Raw genomic sequence first — 18,337 nt, 5'->3', positions numbered from 1 at the left:
TAAAAGAAGGTAAGAATGAGTGTCAAAATTTTAAAAATATTAGTTTGTGGGTTATTTTTTTGGTGCTTGAATGCCTATTTATGGGGGAAACAAGACAATAGCTTTTTAGGGGTTGCTGAAAAAGCCTATAAAAGCGGGAATTATTCTAAAGCTGCATCTTATTTTAAAAAAGCATGCAACGATGGGGTGAGTGAAGGTTGCACGCAATTAGGAATCATTTATGAAAACGGGCAAGGCACTAGAATAGATTATAAAAAAGCCCTAGAATACTACCAAAGCGCATGCCAGGCTGATGATAGGGAAGGGTGTTTTGGTTTAGGGGGGCTTTATGATGAGGGATTAGGCACGACTCAAAATTATCAAGAGGCCATTGACGCTTATGCTAAGGTGTGCGTTTTAAAACACCCTGAGAGTTGCTACAATTTAGGCATTATTTATGATCGAAAAATCAAAGGCAATGCCGCTCAAGCGGTTACCTACTATCAAAAAAGCTGTAATTTTGATATGGCTAAGGGGTGTTATGTTTTGGGCGTGGCTTATGAAAAAGGCTTTTTAGAAGTCAAACAAAGCAACCATAAAGCCGTCATCTATTATTTGAAAGCGTGCCGATTAGATGATGGGCAGGCTTGTCGTGCGTTAGGGAGTTTGTTTGAAAATGGCGATGCAGGGCTTGATGAAGATTTTGAAGTGGCGTTTGATTATTTGCAAAAAGCTTGCGGGTTAAACAATTCTGGTGGTTGCGCGAGTTTAGGCTCTATGTATATGCTAGGCAGGTATGTCAAAAAAGATCCCCAAAAGGCTTTTAATTTTTTCAAACAAGCATGCGATATGGGGAGCGCGGTGAGTTGCTCTAGGATGGGCTTTATGTATTCCCAAGGGGACGCTGTTCCAAAAGACTTGAGGAAAGCCCTTGATAATTATGAAAGAGGTTGCGATATGGGCGATGAAGTGGGTTGCTTCGCTCTAGCGGGCATGTATTACAACATGAAAGATAAAGAAAACGCCATAATGATTTATGACAAGGGCTGTAAGCTAGGCATGAAACAAGCATGCGAAAACCTCACTAAACTTAGGGGGTATTGAAAATTTAACCAACCCCCTAAATTATCATCGTGTTTGACTCAAAACTTTTCAAAGATTTGGCTCTGTTTTAAGAGCTAAAGCAGAAACCCACCCTATTAATTTTTAATCTTTAGTGTTTTTGGGGATTTGTCTATTTTCAAAAAGAAAACTTTTTGAATGTTTTTTGCGGTTGTTTGGTTGTGTTTGTAGTGTATTTTTATGGTGTAAATTTTTGTTAGGTTAGCTTGAAGTGGGTTTTAGGTTTAAAAGTCCTACAAAAATGTTTTAGCGTGTTTTTGCGCTATGGATAGATATGCGTTTGGTTGTGTTTTTCCAATGGCTTCAATTTATGGCTTTTGCGTGGTTGTTATTATAAGCACGCTACAAACACGAATCACACAATAATAGAGCGGTATGCGCACGCTATAAAAAGACTTGATAAAAATAACGAAAAATAGTTAAATTTCAAGCGTTCTTTTAAAAAATGTTGTCAGATGAGACAGATAAAAACGCTTTTAGTTTAAAGATAGAGTTTTAGGGGTTTGTGGGTTTAGTTATTCTTTAATTTTTTAAAAAATAGGGTTTTTAAAACTCATAAAAGGATAAGGGGTATTTTGAAATCATTCCCCTACAACCCCCTTTTTTAAAATCCCCCTAACCCCCTAAGAACGCGTTATGAGAAATTATCGCTTACGCAAGCTTTTTTATTTTGGTTGTCAAAACGCCCAAAAGGTATTTTTTAGATTTCATGACCAATATCCAAAACAGAGCTGATATTTTAATCCTACAAAGACCAATAGATCGCTCCAAAGAACACCACACTCCCTATCAAAACGCTTACAAACATGCGTTTAGTGTCCTTAAAAGCCACCATTAAAAATGCGCTCAAATAAAACAACAATAAAAACACGCAAAAAATCCCCGAAAGCGCCTTAAACACAACGCCCGCCTTAGCCTTATGCAGCATGATGAGTGCGCCCAAAAAGCCCCTTTCAATGGTTTTGATTTTTGTTTGAGCGCCTTTAGTTTCAAGGTTGATTTCATACAAAGGCGTGCCAATAACCAACGCTCCCCTATACTCTCTAGGCTCTATCTTTTTAGGCATAGCGACATGGTTTTCTTTTAGAAAGTCTTTCAAAAAATCCAATCGTTCTTCTTTTTTTAAGGATTTTTCTAAAACCCACTCTTTGATAGTAGCGCCAGTGTCTTGGCGCACCCCAAAGAGCAATGAAAGCCCGCTAACCGCAAAAAGAAGCGCCAAAGGGAAGAAAAAAGTGGTCGCATAGATGTGGAAATAACGCATCATTGCAGTCATTACTGCAACCTGTGGCTCACGAATTTAGAAAAATTATCCAAAATTAACCCCCCTTTTCTAAACCCTAACGCACAAGATTCATAAGCAAAAAACACATTAGGCTGATAATACAACCCGTTATGCGAATTGAGCTCGTAAAATTCTTGATAAATGGGTTTGTGGTTAGAATAAACGCCATCCGTTTTTAAAAGCGATTGCATGGAAGCTTCAAAAATTTCACTATTCGCCCCTTCCCTACCAAAAGCCACTTTTTTGATTTGCTTTTTATTGGCTAAAGGCTCATAACTCGTTTCTAACAATAAGGGGTGGTTGGGGTATCTGTCCCATAAAAGTTTTAAAAAACGCTTGGATTGGAAAAGGATCGTATAAGCCGGGTTTAAAAAAATCGTGTTTTTATTCTCCATCATGCCTTGCATCAAAAGGGCTAATTCTGGCTCATCAATAGCGATATTTTCCCATGGGATCAGTTTGAATAAAAACTCATAATTCAAGCCGTTTTTAAACACGCCCTCTTCTATATTAAATTCCACCTCATCAATGTAAGAAAAATCCGTTTCAAACCCCACGCTCTGAGCAACATCTTGCAAAAAACGCATGGTGCGCTCTTCTTCAATATTCCCCCTAACGCTTGAAAAAAGGATTTTCCACCCCTCATACATTTCCTCAAAACGGCTCGTGTCTTCGCCTAAAGTTACCATGCGTTTAAAATTCTCGCCAAGCGCTTCATAAAGGTTATTGAATTGCTTGTTTTCATCATAGCCATTCGCTTTGAGTAACGCCCATTGAATTACCGCCGTTTCATAGAGCATGGTGGGGGTATCAGCGTTAAATTCTAATAATTTAATAGGCTTGCCATCAAGCCCCCCGGCTAAATCAAAACGCCCGTAAATATGCCAATGCACTTCTTCTTCAAAACTCTGTTTGATCATAGGAATGAGCACGTTAGGAATATCCAATTCAAAAAAGCGATCGTTTTGAATGGCCCATTCAGCCGTCTCTACAAACATGTCATAAAGTTCATTACAAGCGTCATAATAAGCGTCCGCTTCTTTTTGAGAAACAACCACCATTTCATCAGCGATATAAGATGACATGTCGTCATTAGTGTGCCAATCTAAGCCGATTTCTTCTAAGGTCTTATTGTCTAAAGGTTTTAAAGGAATCACTTGCATTTTTTAGCCTTAAATAGATTAAATTATGAGTTAAAGCCCCTTGTCCCAGAGCTTACCGCAGGCGAACTAGTAGGCCTACTAGAGCCAAAAAACCCGCTCTGTCCCTTACTCGCTCCTCCCATGCTTGAAGCGCTAGGTGCGCTTTTAGAAAAGGAATTTTGAGAGCGTTGGTAAGCTTGTGGGGATTTGTAGGTCCGTTGGGCGTTTTGCTGATAATTAGGGTTATTGAAAAGCTTATTGCCAATATAACTCCCTAAAATCGCCCCCGCCGCACTCCCTAAAATCGCGCTCCCCAAGCCAAAGCCTGAGCCTTCATTACTCCCACCTCCATTATTAGGCTGAATAAGCTTGCTCGTGCCGTTATCAATTTTGGCTTCTTCTTCTTTGATGAGCTTTTGAATCTCTTCATTGCTTAACACTCGTTCATTGCCTTGCAAATCGCGCACTACAATGTGGGTTCTTGAGCTGGGGTATTCTTCAACAACCTTATAAGATTTATCCTTTTGCTCTTCTAAAATCACAAACGCGCCTTTTTGAACGCTTTGACTTAAAGAGCTTTGTTCTTTTGGTTTGTCATCGGCATTGCTCTTACACCCCACAATGCTTACCATCACTAACGCGCTCAAACCACCCACGATCGCATAATCAGAAATTTTTCTGTAGGGTTTTTTCATGAGAGTAACCTTATATCATGCCTTATAATGGTATAAGAAAGGTACACCCTTAATCATGCCAGATTCAAAAATCTTTTTAGTGGTATTTTCCACTTTAGTGCGTAAATCTTCAGGCTCTTTTTGAGCGTTAATATCGTATTGGGTGGAATAAATCTTTTCAAGGATAGAGATTTTATCTTCCACGCTCGCTCCCCTAGCCCTAGCTTTCGCCATTTCTTCTTGGATCAAAGCCGCTTTTTTAGCTGAATTGACTCCAAGCCACCCCACCACAACCATTCTCACGGTGTTTTCTTTCAAGTGATCCCTGAGTTTAGTGAGCTCTTTTTGGCAATGCGGGCACATGGGATCAGAAACAATATAAAGGATTTTATCCTTATTTTTAGCGTTAGTAGAGGGCAACTCTATCGCATAATCAGCCGGTATTTCATTAAAAATAGCGTTCAATTTCGCGCTATTTTGCTGGGTAGCGTTAAGGGCTTGGACTTTTTGATTGGTTTCTGCGACTAATTGCACATCTTCGCTTTTATTGCTAAAAAAGATATTGCTAAGCCCTATGATTAAATTGCCATCCTTACTCACCACAAGCGGGATATTGTATTTAGTGTCCGGATCTTCAATAACGACCATTTTTAAATCCTGGCTGGATTTTAAAGGTTTGATTTCTAAAATACGCACCTTTTTATTGGTCTGTTTTTCAATCACGCTCACTAAATTATCCTGCATCCGTTTGTCATTGGCTGAAACTGAATGTTTAGGGGCTGCCCCTAAGCCTACAAGAAGTAACGCACTCAACACACTCGCTCTTAATATCATTAAAACTCCTAAAGTTCAATAGCCTAAACCCTTACAATAAAAGGAATAAGCTTTTAATGGGTATAATACCATAAAAATCCCCTATTTTCATAAGGCTTAAAAAGGTTTAAAGATGATTATCATTCCTGCTAGATTAAAATCCAGTCGTTTTGAAAATAAAGTGCTAGAAGATATTTTTGGCTTGCCTATGGTCGTGCGTTGCGCTAAAAATGCAAATCTGGTAGATGAATGCGTAATCGCTTGCGATGATGAAAGCATCATGCAAACATGCCAAAAATTCCACATTAAAGCGGTGCTAACCTCCAAACACCATAATAGCGGCACAGAACGCTGTTTGGAAGCGGCGCAAATTTTAGGGTTAAAAAACGATGAAAGGGTTTTAAATTTGCAAGGCGATGAGCCTTTTTTAGAAAAAGAAGTCATTTTAGCGTTATTAGAAGCCACCAAAAACGCCCCTTTCATGGCGACTTGCGCTAAAATCATTGATGAAGAGCAAGCCAAAAGCCCTAATTTAGTCAAGGTGGTTTTAGATAGCCAAAATAACGCCTTGTATTTTTCGCGCTCCCTTATCCCCTTTTTACGAGACGCTGGTGCGAAACGCCAAACCCCCCTTTTAGGGCATATCGGTATTTATGGCTTCCACAATAAAGAAATATTAGAAGAATTGTGCGCTTTAAAACCTTGCGTTTTAGAGGAACTAGAAAAATTAGAGCAATTAAGGGCTTTGTATTACCAAAAAAAGATTGCAGTCAAAATCGTTCAAAGTAAAAGCGTGGGCATTGACACCAAAGAGGATTTAGAAAACGCTTTGAAAATTTTTAGCCCCAATCTCCTTTGAGCGCTAAAATTTACTCAAAACATTTTCACCATCAAAAACCTCTTTTTAAATCCAAAAAAAAGCAAAATTTCTTAATTTTTGCTCAATTTTATTAAAAATTCAATAAATTTATGGCATAATTTAAACGCATTGTAAATAAAGTTTCAATTTGATACAATTTTACAAATAAAACATTACTTTAAGGAACATTTTATGAAAAAAACGATTTTACTTTCTCTTATGGTTTCATCGCTCCTCGCTGAAAATGACGGCGTTTTTATGAGCGTGGGCTATCAAATCGGCGAAGCGGTTCAACAAGTGAAAAACACCGGCGAAATCCAAAAAGTCTCCAACGCTTATGAAAATTTGAACAATCTTTTAACCCGCTATAACGAACTCAAACAAACGGCCTCTAACACTGATTCAAGCACCGCTCAAGCGATTGACAATCTAAAAGAGAGCGCTAGCAGATTGAAAACGACCCCTAATAGCGCTAATCAAGCCGTGTCTTCAGCGCTCAGCTCTGCGGTAGCCATGTGGCAAGTGATAGCCTCTAATTTAGCCAGTGGCACGCTACCCACTAGCGAATACGACAAAATCAATGCGATTTCTCAATTGCTCCAAAATACCCTAGAAAATAAAAACAATAATCTCACGATTGCAAATGACTACGATCAGCTTTTAACTCAAGCTAGCACCATTATTAGCACCCTTCAAAGCCAATGCCCAGGAATAGACGGAGGCAATGGCAAACCATGGGGCATTAATGCAAGCGGGAACGCATGCACTATTTTTGGCAACACCTTTAACGCCATCACTAGCATGATTGATAGCGCTAAAGAAGCCGCCGAGCAATCCCGAAGAACTAGCCCAGAAAGTCCAAACCAACCAAACACTTTTACCAACGCTGATTTCAATAAAAACCTTAATCAAGTCTCAAGCGTTATTAATGACACTATCTCTTACCTCAAAGGGGACAATTTAGCAACCATCTATAACACCCTTCAAAAAACGCCCGATTCTAAAGGGTTTCAAAGTTTGGTGAGCCGATCTAGCTATAGTTATTCTCTCAACGAAACCCAATATTCTGAATTCCAAACTACCACCAAAGAGTTTGGCCATAACCCTTTTAGAAGCGTGGGATTGATTAATTCTCAAAGCAATAACGGAGCGATGAATGGCGTGGGCGTGCAATTAGGCTATAAGCAATTCTTTGGGAAAAATAAATTTTTTGGGATCCGTTATTATGCCTTTTTTGATTACAACCATGCCTATATCAAATCCAACTTTTTCAACTCCGCTTCTAATGTTTTCACTTATGGCGCAGGCAGTGATCTTTTATTGAATTTCATCAATGGCGGATCCGATAAAAACCGCAAAATCTCTTTTGGCATTTTTGGAGGCATCGCTCTAGCCGGCACAACATGGCTTAATTCGCAATTTGTGAATTTAAAAACCACCACTAGCATCTACAGCGCTAAAATCAACAACACCAATTTCCAATTCTTATTCAATACCGGTTTAAGGCTTCAAGGGATTCACCATGGCGTTGAATTAGGCGTGAAAATCCCCACCATCAACACGAATTACTATTCTTTCATGGGTGCTAAATTAGCATTCCGAAGGCTTTATAGCGTGTATTTCAATTATGTTTTGGCTTATTGATACTAAATCGGTTCTCATTAATTAATGAGAATAAAGCCAACTTTTTGGCTCTCAACGAATAACGGCACATTTTACTTGACTTTTTACAAAAAACACACTAAAATTTCTTTTTATCTTTGAGCGAAATTCCAGATTAGCTCAGCGGTAGAGTAGGCGGCTGTTAACCGCTTGGTCGTAGGTTCGAATCCTACATCTGGAGCCATATTTTTAACTCATCTTTTTTTATAGCAAAATTTCACGCAATCCCTTTTGATTTGATCCATAACGCATTGACTAAAACCCCCACCACAACCCCTATCGCTAAATTATGCGTGTATAAAACCACCGCCACGACTAAGAGCATGTTCAGCGTGTCATAGGGCTTGATTTTTTTAATGTTAATAACAGATTGGAAATTAAAAGTGGTGAAAGAAATCATCACCATCACCGCCACAACCGCTACAATGGGGATCTTAACTACATATTCATTAAACACTAATATTAGCACCATTAAAGAAAAGCCGGCAAAAAAAGTAGAAAGCCTTGTTCTGGCCCCGGATTTTGCGTTGATGATAGACTGCCCCACTAAAGCGCACCCTGTCATTCCCCCCAAAAGCCCTGAGATGATATTCCCCAAGCCTTGCGCTTTAGTTTCTTTATTTTTATCGCTCACGCCGTCTTTTAAAATAATATCTAAAGTTTTAGCGGTCAATAAACTTTCTATCGTGCCTACTAGCGCTAAAGAAAGAGCGTAAGGCAACAATCCTATCATTATTTTAAAATCCAAATTTTTGGGGATAATAATGAAATGAAATCCTGAAACCCCTTGCTCAATACTCCCCAAATTCGGCGCATGCGTATCAAAAATTAAAGCGATCGCGCTGATTGCAAGGATACAGATTAAATTAGAGGGGATTTTTTTAGTGATTAAGGGGAAGAGGTAAATGATCAATATCCCAATAAAAAGCAAGATAAACACCCCTAAATTTTGGTTTTGAAGGAATTTGAATTGCTCCATTAACAGCAAAATGCCTAGCGCGTTCACAAAGCCATACATCACTGATTGAGGGATAAACCTCAAAAGATTCCCTATTTTCAAATAGCCTAAAAGAATTTGCAACACCCCCGCCATAAGAGTCGCCACGCCCGCATATTCAAGCCCATAATTTTTGACCACGCCCACTAAAATGAGCGCCACTGAGCCGGCCGCTGCGCTAATCATCGCCTTTCTAGCCCCAAAAAAAGACAAAACAAAAGCCATATAAAAGGTCGTATAAAACGCCACGCCCACATCTAAACCCACCATGATCGCAAAGCCGGCCGTCTCTGGGATCACCGAAAGCCCCACCACAAAACCAGACAACAAATCCTTTTGAATGTTACTCAGCCATTCTTTTTGTATCTTTTCAAACATGCCTTTCTTTCTCATTAGAATGGCTTGATTGTAACCAAAGATTTAAAAACCAATTTCAAACCAGATAAAATCCCTTTTCTTAGCGTTAAGCTTTCTTAAAATATTTTATGGTAAAAAATACTTAAAATCGTTTTTTTTTTTTTTCAAAATATAAATTTTAAGCTAAAAATAAGCATTTTATGGTAAAATGGCGCTTTCATAAACATGACTATCATGGGAATGTCATGGGAATGTGAAACTAGCAAAAATCTATTAAAAGGAGAAAACATGAAAATCAAAAAATCCCTCTTACTTTCTCTTTCTCTCATGGCTTCATTATCAAGGGCTGAAGACGACGGATTTTACATGAGCGTGGGCTATCAGATCGGTGAAGCGGTCCAAAAAGTGAAAAACACTGGAGCATTGCAAAATCTTGCGGACAGATACGATAATTTAAACAACCTTTTAAACCAATACAACTACCTTAACTCTTTAGTCAATCTAGCCAGCACGCCAAGCGCGATTACCGGTGCGATTGACAATCTAAGCTCAAGCGCGATCAACCTCACTAGCGCTACCACCACTTCCCCAGCCTATCAAGCTGTGGCTTTAGCGCTCAATGCGGCTGTGGGCATGTGGCAAGTCATAGCCCTTTTTATTGGCTGCGGCCCTGGCCCTACCAACAATCAAAGCTACCAATCGTTTGGTAACACACCAGCCCTTAATGGGACAACCACCACTTGCAATCAAGCGTATGGGACAGGCCCCAATGGCATTCTATCCATTGACGAATACCAAAAACTCAACCAAGCTTATCAAATTATCCAAACCGCTTTAAACCAAGACCAAGGAGGCGGAATGCCTGCCTTGAATGACACCACCAAAACAGGGGTAGTCAACATACAACAAACCAATTATAGAACCACTACACAAAACAATATCATAGAGCATTATTATATGGAGAATGGGAAAGAGATCCCAACCTCTTATTCAGGCGGATCATCATTCTCGCCTACAATACAATTGAAATACAACAATAACGCTGAATACCTTTTGCAACAAGCCGCTACTATCATGCAAGTCCTTATTACTCAAAACCCGCATGTGCAAACGAGCAATGGCGGTAAAGCGTGGGGGTTGAGTTCTACGCCTGGGAATGTGATGGATATTTTTGGCCCTTCTTTTAACGCTATTAACGAGATGATCAAAAACGCTCAAACAGCCCTAGCAAAAACCCAACAGCTTAACGCTAATGAAAACGCCCAAATCACGCAACCCAACAATTTCAACCCCTACACTTCCAAAAATAAGCAATTCGCTCAAAAAATGCTCAATAGAGCTGAAGCTCAAGCAGAGATTTTAAGCTTAGCCCAACAAGTTGCGAACAATTTCCACAGCATTCAAGGGCCTATCCAAGGGGATTTAGAAGAATGTAAAGCAGGATCGGCTGGCGTGATCACTAATAACACTTGGGGTTCAGGCTGCGCGTTTGTGAAAGAGACTCTCAATTCTTTAGAGCAACACACCGCTTATTATGGCAACCAGGTCAATCAAGAAAAAGCTTTAGCTCAAACCATTTTGAATTTTAAAGAAGCCCTTAGCACTTTAAACAAAGACTCTACAGCAATTAATAGCGGTATCTCCAACTTGCCTAACGCTAAATCTCTTCAAAACATGACGCATTCCACTCAAAACCCTAATTCCCCAGAAGGTCTGCTCACTTATTCTTTAGATACCGACAAATACAACCAGCTCCAAGCCATCAGGCAAGAATTAGGCAAAAACCCTTTCAGACGCTTTGGCGTGATTGACACACAAAGCAACAACGGCGCGATGAATGGGATCGGTATTCAAGTGGGTTACAAACAATTCTTTGGCCAAAAAAGAAGGTGGGGCGCTAGGTATTACGGCTTTTTTGACTATAACCATGCGTTCATCAAATCCAGCTTTTTCAACTCGGCTTCTGATGTATGGACTTATGGTTTTGGAGCGGACGCTCTCTATAACTTCATCAACGATAAAGCCACCAATTTCTTAGGCAAAAACAACAAGCTTTCTGTGGGGCTTTTTGGCGGGATTGCGTTAGCGGGCACTTCATGGCTTAATTCTGAGTATGTGAATTTAGCCACCGTGAATAATGTCTATAACGCTAAGATCAACACCGCTAATTTCCAATTCTTATTCAACATGGGAGTGAGGATGAATTTAGCCAGGGCTAAGAAAAAAGGTAGCGATCATGCGGCTCAGCATGGCATTGAACTAGGCGTGAAAATCCCCACCATCAACACGAACTACTATTCCTTTATGGGGGCTGAACTCAAATACCGCAGACTCTATAGCGTGTATTTGAATTATGTGTTCGCTTATTAAAACCCTCTTTAAAAAAGGGGGGGCTTGGAAAAGGGGGCTTATGTAAAACGCTTGAAGGCATTTTAAAATTAAGCACTTTAAAGAGAGCTTATCTCTTGCAATCGCTCTCAAGCTCTAAAACTAAAGTAATCAAAACCCTATTTTTGCAATCATTAAAGAAAGATTTTTTAAAGATTATCACTCTTTTTTGATAAAGTAATAATTTAGAATTTAGGGAGTTTTTATGGAAGAATCAACAGCGTTTATTTTGGCTCTTGTGGGGCTATTCACCGGCATTACCGCTGGGTTTTTTGGGATTGGTGGGGGGGAGATTGTCGTCCCTAGTGCGATTTTTGCCCATTTTAGCTATAGCCATGCGGTGGGTATTTCGCTCATGCAAATGCTTTTTTCTTCAGTGGTCGGCTCTATCATCAATTACAAAAAGGGCTTATTGGATTTGAAAGAAGGCTCATTTGCCGCGTTTGGAGGGCTAATGGGGGCAATTTTAGGGAGCTTTATTTTAAAAATCATTGACGATAAGATTTTAATGGCGGTGTTTGTGGTGGTGGTGTGCTACACCTTTATCAAATACGCTTTTTCTAACAACAAGAAACCAGAACATTTTGAAGAAATGCATTTTGATTTGCATGCGAATAACAAAACGCCAGAAAAAAAACGCCCGATCCCTTTTGTGTCTATGGACAGAACGCATGGGGTTTTGATGCTCGCCGGTTTTGTTACCGGCATTTTTTCTATCCCGTTAGGCATGGGTGGGGGGATTTTAATGGTGCCGTTTTTGGGCTATTTCTTGAAATACGATTCTAAAAAAATCGTGCCTTTGGGGCTGTTTTTTGTGGTGTTCGCTTCTTTATCCGGGGTCATTTCTCTTTATAACGGGAGGGTTCTTGATGATATAAGCGTTCAAGCGGGGGTGATTACCGGTATTGGAGCGTTTTTAGGGGTGGGCATTGGCATTAAGCTCATTGCTTTGGCTAATGAAAAGGTGCATAAAATCCTGTTGCTCCTCATTTATGCTTTAAGCATTTTAGCGACTTTACACAAGCTCATCATGGGGTAATCTAAAAACGCTTCAAGGGCATTTTTAAAGATCAAACAGCAAAAGAGCTTGATTTAATCAAAGGATAGCTTTTAAAAAAGCTTTAATTATCCCTATTTATTTTAAGTGAAACCGCCCCTTTCTAAAAAAGGGGCTTCCTAACTAAAGCATTCCATTGAATGCTAACACGAAAGGCTCTTTATAGTCTGCATGGATATTTCCTACCCCAAAAAGACTAGGGGAATTTTAACCTATTTTAGCTTGAATATAGCCTAACGGCTATGCGCTTGCATCTTGCGACCTAAAGGACAGAGTTTTTCGTGCTGTTGGGATAAAAACCATTGTATAAGGCTCTTGCTTTTTTAGCGCGTTTGTGGTAGGATTAGGTTCAGTGAGTTTAAGTGAGTTTAGGGGGTCCAACCCTACCTCTTGTAATTGGGCTATAGGGCGGAATGGTAGCCCACTCTCACTATTATAAATTTCATAACTGCTTATTACCCACTTATTCTCTAGCTTTTGATTATCCCACTTATCATTAAGCCCTACTCGCATGCACTTGTATAGGGTTTTTTTTGAATAAGAATAGTTAAAAATAAATCAGCGAGTGGGTTTTAGCGTTTTTAGGATAACGCTTTAACCCCCATTAGGGGGCACTAGTCATTACCCCTTAATGCGTTTTTTTATCCTGGATGTATTTTTTCAATTCACCCTTTTTGATATAGGGGATAAACTCACCATAGCCCTCTTTTTCCATGTCTTTTAAGGGGATAAACCTTAAAGCCGCGCTATTAATGCAATACCTTAAGCCCCCTAATTCTTTAGGCCCATCGTTAAACACATGCCCCAAATGCGCCTTGCCAATACGGCTCAATACTTCAATGCGTTTCCTATTAAGGCTCTCATCGTCTTCGTATTTCACCACATCTTTATTGATAGGCTTAGAAAAGCTTGGCCACCCGCAACCGGAGTCGTATTTATCCGCTGAAGAAAATAACGGCTCGCCTGTGGTAATATCCACATAAATGCCCTCTTCTTCTTTGTTGTAATACTCATTTTCAAAGGGTTTCTCAGTGTGTTTGTTTTGCGTCACCTCATACTGGAGTTTGGTGAGTTTTTTCTTTAAAACTTCATCGCTTGGTTTGGTGTATTTATCGTCATCCACAATCACTTCATCCGCCTTTTTCAAATCAATATGGCAATAACCACCAGGATTTTTCTTCAAATAATCTTGGTGGTATTCTTCAGCCCTCACATAATTTTTTAAAGGCTCTACCTCAATAGCGATTTTGCCTTTCACTTCTTTTTGTAACGCTTTTAAGGCGTGATCTATCACTTCTTTATCCGCGCTATTGACATAATAAATCCCTGTGCGATACTGCCTGCCCACATCATTACCCTGCTTATTCACACTCACTGGATCAATCACCTTAAAATAGTAACGCAACAATTTGTCCAAACTGATTTTTTTAGGATCATAAACCACTTTCACGCTTTCAGCATGATCACTCTGATGCAATTTTTCATAATTCGTGCTTGAAGTCTTGCCGTTAGCGTAACCAGAGCTTGCGTCTATAACGCCATAAATCCTCTCCATATACGCCTCTAGCCCCCAAAAGCACCCCCCAGCCAAGTAAATCACTCTTTCATCGGTTTTTTGGTGTTTAGATCCCATGTTTTCATTCGCTTGCATAAACGCTCCTATTAGTAGAAAAAGATAAAAATGTTTCAAGTAAGATAATACTTTCATTGAATAACCTTTGTTTTAATTTTAATGGTGTCCGCCATTATAACTAAAAAAATGGTAATTGTTCTTTAAATTGAGTTTAAATTTCAATAAGGCTCTGTTCTATTAGGTAACAAAAGTTCCAATCACATCCATTCAACAATCTTGCCCACCGCATTGGCTTCATAGCATTTGATCGAGGTTTTTTGGCTGGGTTTTTTAGGCAAAATGGCTTTTAAAAAGCCGTAATTTTCCATTTCTTTCAATCTAGCGTTCAAATTGGGGGCTTCTAAAATCCTGCCATTCAAACTCACTTCGCCCAAAAACGCCGTTTTATTGTCAATTTTTCTGTTTTTAAAGCTTGAAAGGATACTGGCAATGACCGCTAAATCGCAAGCCGGCTCGCTAATCTTAATCCCTCCGCTCACATTGATGAACACATCATGGCGGTTTAAGGGGATTTCTAGCTTTTTTTCTAACAAAGCGATGAGCATGTTAAGGCGGTTGGTGTCAAACCCGTTCGCTAATCGTTTGGGCGCTCCAAAACTGCATTCGCTCACCAACGCCTGAATCTCTAAAATCAACGCTCTTGAGCCTTCTAAAGTGATGGTAATGGCACTCCCCTCCATAGGCTCTTCTTTAGAAAAAAACAGGCTTGAAGCTTCTTTTGCGCTCACCAAACCCTGCTCTTTCATCTCAAACAAGCCGATTTCACTCGTAGGGCCAAAGCGGTTTTTAAAACTCCTTAAAATCCTTAATTCCCTACTGGGATCGCCTTCAAAATACAGCACGCTATCCACCATATGCTCTAGCACTCTAGGCCCTGCGATGCTCCCTTCTTTAGTGATATGACCGATGATAAAAACAGCAATATCTCTTGTTTTGGCCAAACGCATGAGCTCAAAAGTGATCTCTCGCACTTGCGAAATAGAGCCGGGCGCTGAAGAAATCTCTGGCGAATAAAGCGTTTGAATGGAATCAATCACGCAAGCAAAATAATTTTCGCTTTCAATATTAGCCTTAATCACAGGCCAATTGATTTCATTGAGCAGATACAATTCTTTTTCTATGCAATCCAATCTAGTGGCGCGCATTTTAATCTGGCTCAAGCTCTCTTCCCCGCTCACATACAAAACCTTTTGCTGGTTTTTGGCTAAACCAGAAGCCACTTTTAAAAGCAGAGTGGATTTCCCTACCCCAGGACTCCCCCCCACTAAATACAGCCCCCCTTTAGCGATCCCCCCACCTAAAACAATATCCAACTCGCTTTGAGTGGAAGAAAACTTGATCACTTCTTCATGTTCAATTGCAGCGATAGAAACGCTTTTTTGCGCTTTTGGGATCGGATTTTTAAGCGCGATTAAAACTTCCTTTTGGGTTTGGTTCAATTCTATAAAACTCTCCCATGCGTTGCATTGAACGCACTTTCCTAGCCACTTAGGGCTTGTAAAACCGCAATGCTGACACTCAAATAAAGAAGTTTTTTTAGCCAAAATACCACTCTTTTTTAAAATCACACAGCTAAAAACTGGATAAAAACGGGGTTTTGGTTTTGTTCTGTAGCAAAACTCGTAAAGCTAAACTCAAAACAAGTTAAAAAGTTATCAAGCACCATTTTGCTCTATTTTTCTTAAAGCCTTCAAAATATAGCGTTTGATATAAGATCCCACGCTTTCTTCTTCTTCGTTAGCCATTTTCTCTAGTTTTTGGTATTGCTCATCAGAAAAATACAAGCTTACAGCGCGAGTTTTTTTATTAGCGTCTGCTTTTGGTTTGCGCCCTAGTTTATTTTTAGTGCCCCTTAAGCGAGTTTCATCTGTGTTTTCTGTCGTTTCCATCAAGTTCCTTCAATCATCATCGCAAATCGCTTCAAAATAGCATATTAGCATAAAAGTAGCGTATAATGAATAATGTTGCAAGCGCTAATCATTCCTCATTCTTAAGTTTATTAGCACTTCGCTTAAAAAAGGCCTCCACCCCCTAAAAAGTTCAAATCAAATCGGTAACACCCTGATACTGCGATCCAATAATTCCTGTAAGGCGTTTTCAATGGCAAATAAAGTCCCGGTAGTCGCACTCATGCACCCATCGCATGCCCCCATGTAGCGGATATACACATCAATGTAATCATCGCTTTCTTTAATGTCTAAAATCTCTAAATCCCCTCCATCCATCATAAGCATCGGGCGGATATTTTCATCAATGACTTTATCCACGGCTTTAATCTTTTGAACCATAGTCATTTCCCTGAAAGCCAATTCCCCGCTTTGGGATTTGTCAGCAGTGGCTTTGAGTTTTTCAGCTTCCATTTCTTCGCGCACTTCTTTAAGAATATCCACCAGGTAATAATCCCTTTTTTCATGCCCTCCAGGCCTCACACAGCTTTTACAAAAAGCACCGGCTTTGGTGTAGTTAGTGATTTCTTCAACGCTTTTTAAATCATTGAGTTTAATCACTTCCTTAATCGTGCCTAAACTCACCCTAGCACACTCGCACACGATGATTTCTTCTTCAAAATCTTCAGCGTTTTTCCCCAAATACATGCCGGCAGCTTTTTTGATCACATCATACGCCATCACAGAGCAGTGCATTTTTTGCCCAGGGACAGCCGGCGTGTCCGGTTCATCTCTCAAGCCTCTTTCCACATCTAAATTCGTGATTTTTACCGCCTCTTGGACTCTTTTATTCAAACACAATTCCACCATCATGTCTGAGCTTGCGATCGCTGTCCCGCAACCAAAGCTTTTAAACTTCGCATCAACAATCTTATCCGTGCTTTCATCTACAAGCCAATACAATCTCACCGCATCACCGCATGCCTCTGCACCATAATCTGCCACAATGAGCTTAGCGTTTTTAGCCTTAGCCTGCTCTTCGGTGATGACCCCTAAATGCGTAGGGTTATCCATGCGCCTTTGAACTTCTTTAGAATACGCATCCCAAAGAACTGATCCCACTAAATCATGTTTTGCCATTTTGATTCCTTTATATCCTTTTTAATAAGAGCTTGAAATGTTTCTCAATCTTATAGCCGCTTGAGAGAAAACTTCAATCGTTTTATCAATTTCAGCTTCCGTGTTAAAACGGCTCAATGAAAGCCTGATAGCGGTATGAGCTAATTCCTTACTCGCTCCAATCGCTACCATGACAGGATTAGCCTCTAAATCCTCACTCGCGCATGCGCTCCCTGTGGAAGCGGCGATATTAGAGCGATTCAAATCCCACAGCATAGCCTCTCCTTCAATCCCTCTCACGCTGATTAAAGTCGTGTTAGGCACACGATGGATTCGATCCCCCACCACCATCACATCAGGGATTTTCAAAAGCGCTTCTTCTAATTTGTCGCGCAACTTCCCTACCACTTCTTTTTCATAGTCTAAATGCTCTACGGCTAATTTCATCGCTTCGCCCATTCCCACAATATAAGGCACATTCAAAGTCCCGCTGCGCCTGCCATTCATATGCTCCCCACCATGAAAAAGAGGGGTCAATCCCACCCCACTTCTAATATACAACCCCCCAATGCCTTTAGGCCCATGAAACTTGTGCGCACTAAAAGAAAGGAAATCCGCATTCGCTTTTAACACATCTACAGGGATTTTACCAATCGCTTGCACCGCATCGGTATGGAACAACACGCCCTTTTCTTTACAAATAGCCCCAATTTCTTCAATAGGGAAAATGAGACCGGTTTCATTATTCGCCCACATCACGCTCACTAAAGCGGTTTTTTCTGTGATCGCTTCTTTGACTTGCTCTGCGGTGATACTCCCATGCTCATTAATGGGCAAGTAAGTAACCTCCACCCCCAAGCTTTCTAAAAAATTGCAAGTGGATCGCACCGCCGGATGCTCTGCAACCGTGGTTACAATATGGTTTTTGCCTTTTTTCAAGCATTCATCAAAATACACGCCCTTTAAAACCCAATTATTGCTTTCTGTCGCGCAAGAAGTGATAATCACATCATCTATATCCCTAGCGTTAATGCCCTTATAGAGCTTATCTAGCGCTTCTGCAATGGCTGGGTGGGTTTCTGTGCCAAACTGGTGCAACGAGCTAGGATTCCCGTAATGATCCCTTAAAAAAGGATCCATGATCTCTTTGACTTTAGGGTCAATCCTAGTTGTAGCGTTATTGTCTAAATAAATTCGTTGTAACAAATGAGTGTTCTCCTTAAAATTTTACATAGATTTTCTTATCTAGGTCTAAATTATGATTAAATACAAGATATTTTCTTAATTTTAACTTAAAATAAGATGAATTTTTGAAAACATTTTGAGAAATGCGAACATCCTCCTATCAAAAACCAACAACAGCC

The 18,337-nt window shown here is 40.0% G+C and carries 15 protein-coding genes, 1 tRNA gene and 1 pseudogene; 6 read left to right on the top strand and 11 right to left on the bottom strand.

Annotated elements, in window-relative coordinates; genetic code table 11:
- Nucleotides 1-15: 15 nt before the first annotated feature.
- Nucleotides 16-1,083 (top strand): Sel1-like repeat protein HcpE, encoded by a 1,068-nt coding sequence (gene hcpE, locus P6280_RS02965; RefSeq protein WP_283236945.1) that lies wholly within the window; start codon nt 16-18, stop codon nt 1,081-1,083.
- A gap of 763 nt (nt 1,084-1,846) precedes the next feature.
- Here hcpE and P6280_RS02960 read toward each other — a convergent pair.
- From P6280_RS02960 to dsbK, 4 genes are read right to left on the bottom strand one after another with little or no spacing between them, the layout of a single operon-like run.
- The gene (locus tag P6280_RS02960; protein ID WP_283236944.1) at nt 1,847-2,377 is read right to left on the bottom strand and encodes a hypothetical protein; all 531 of its coding nucleotides are present in this window, start codon (nt 2,375-2,377) and stop codon (nt 1,847-1,849) included.
- The gene (locus tag P6280_RS02955; RefSeq protein ID WP_283236943.1) at nt 2,377-3,549 is read right to left on the bottom strand and encodes a glutathionylspermidine synthase family protein; all 1,173 of its coding nucleotides are present in this window, start codon (nt 3,547-3,549) and stop codon (nt 2,377-2,379) included. Before P6280_RS02955 ends, P6280_RS02960 begins: the two co-directional genes overlap by 1 nt.
- A 23-nt stretch (nt 3,550-3,572) precedes the next feature.
- Entirely contained in the window at nt 3,573-4,223 is a 651-nt protein-coding gene (locus P6280_RS02950; protein WP_199496244.1) for a UPF0323 family lipoprotein, read from the bottom strand.
- Between the two features lie 15 nt (nt 4,224-4,238).
- Nucleotides 4,239-5,036 (bottom strand): protein disulfide-isomerase DsbK, encoded by a 798-nt coding sequence (gene dsbK, locus P6280_RS02945; protein WP_180494805.1) that lies wholly within the window; start codon nt 5,034-5,036, stop codon nt 4,239-4,241.
- Nucleotides 5,037-5,148: 112 nt separating this feature from the next.
- Here dsbK and kdsB point away from each other — a divergent pair, with 112 nt between their 5' ends.
- From kdsB to P6280_RS02930, 3 genes are all read left to right on the top strand, one after another.
- Entirely contained in the window at nt 5,149-5,874 is a 726-nt protein-coding gene (gene kdsB / locus P6280_RS02940; RefSeq protein WP_283236942.1) for a 3-deoxy-manno-octulosonate cytidylyltransferase, read from the top strand.
- Nucleotides 5,875-6,066: 192 nt separating this feature from the next.
- A complete protein-coding gene (gene hopA / locus P6280_RS02935) occupies nt 6,067-7,518 on the top strand; it encodes a porin HopA (protein WP_283236941.1) in 1,452 nt (483 codons plus the stop codon).
- Between the two features lie 127 nt (nt 7,519-7,645).
- Nucleotides 7,646-7,720, top strand: a tRNA-Asn gene (locus P6280_RS02930).
- A 33-nt stretch (nt 7,721-7,753) separates the two neighbouring features.
- On the opposite strand, the gene P6280_RS02925 is transcribed toward P6280_RS02930, so the two are convergent.
- The gene (locus tag P6280_RS02925) at nt 7,754-8,911 is read right to left on the bottom strand and encodes a SulP family inorganic anion transporter (protein WP_283236940.1); all 1,158 of its coding nucleotides are present in this window, start codon (nt 8,909-8,911) and stop codon (nt 7,754-7,756) included.
- 267 nt (nt 8,912-9,178) lie between these two features.
- Between P6280_RS02925 and hopM the strand changes: the two genes are divergently transcribed.
- Both hopM and P6280_RS02915 read left to right on the top strand, forming a co-directional pair.
- Nucleotides 9,179-11,260 carry a Hop family outer membrane protein HopM/HopN gene (hopM, locus tag P6280_RS02920; protein WP_283236939.1) on the top strand — a complete coding sequence of 694 codons (2,082 nt, stop codon included), beginning with the start codon at nt 9,179-9,181 and terminating at the stop codon, nt 11,258-11,260.
- A gap of 256 nt (nt 11,261-11,516) precedes the next feature.
- Nucleotides 11,517-12,317, top strand: a complete 801-nt coding sequence (locus P6280_RS02915) for a sulfite exporter TauE/SafE family protein (RefSeq protein WP_349306389.1) — start codon at nt 11,517-11,519, stop codon at nt 12,315-12,317.
- 273 nt (nt 12,318-12,590) lie between these two features.
- On the opposite strand, the pseudogene P6280_RS02910 reads toward P6280_RS02915, so the two are convergent.
- The 6 genes and pseudogenes from P6280_RS02910 to P6280_RS02885 all read right to left on the bottom strand — a co-directional run.
- Nucleotides 12,591-12,857: pseudogene (locus P6280_RS02910) on the bottom strand (DUF3519 domain-containing protein); the annotation flags it as partial.
- A gap of 106 nt (nt 12,858-12,963) precedes the next feature.
- Nucleotides 12,964-14,043 carry a peptide-methionine (R)-S-oxide reductase MsrB gene (gene msrB / locus P6280_RS02905; protein WP_000866547.1) on the bottom strand — a complete coding sequence of 360 codons (1,080 nt, stop codon included), beginning with the start codon at nt 14,041-14,043 and terminating at the stop codon, nt 12,964-12,966.
- Nucleotides 14,044-14,165: 122 nt separating this feature from the next.
- Entirely contained in the window at nt 14,166-15,512 is a 1,347-nt protein-coding gene (gene radA, locus P6280_RS02900; RefSeq protein WP_283236937.1) for a DNA repair protein RadA, read from the bottom strand.
- Nucleotides 15,513-15,623: 111 nt separating this feature from the next.
- Entirely contained in the window at nt 15,624-15,857 is a 234-nt protein-coding gene (locus P6280_RS02895) for a ribbon-helix-helix domain-containing protein (RefSeq protein WP_000450349.1), read from the bottom strand.
- A gap of 156 nt (nt 15,858-16,013) precedes the next feature.
- Nucleotides 16,014-16,994, bottom strand: coding sequence for an iron-sulfur cluster assembly scaffold protein (locus tag P6280_RS02890; RefSeq protein WP_231218687.1), 981 nt, complete (start codon nt 16,992-16,994; stop codon nt 16,014-16,016).
- A 21-nt stretch (nt 16,995-17,015) separates the two neighbouring features.
- Nucleotides 17,016-18,179: a NifS family cysteine desulfurase gene (locus tag P6280_RS02885; protein ID WP_000941687.1), complete on the bottom strand. Its 1,164-nt coding sequence runs from the start codon at nt 18,177-18,179 to the stop codon at nt 17,016-17,018.
- Between the last annotated feature and the right edge of the window lie 158 nt (nt 18,180-18,337).

Origin of the sequence: Helicobacter sp. 219-2, assembly GCF_030053225.1 — a bacterium.
Classification (GTDB): domain Bacteria; phylum Campylobacterota; class Campylobacteria; order Campylobacterales; family Helicobacteraceae; genus Helicobacter; species Helicobacter pylori_C.
This window is presented reverse-complemented; position numbering and strand designations above follow the sequence as displayed.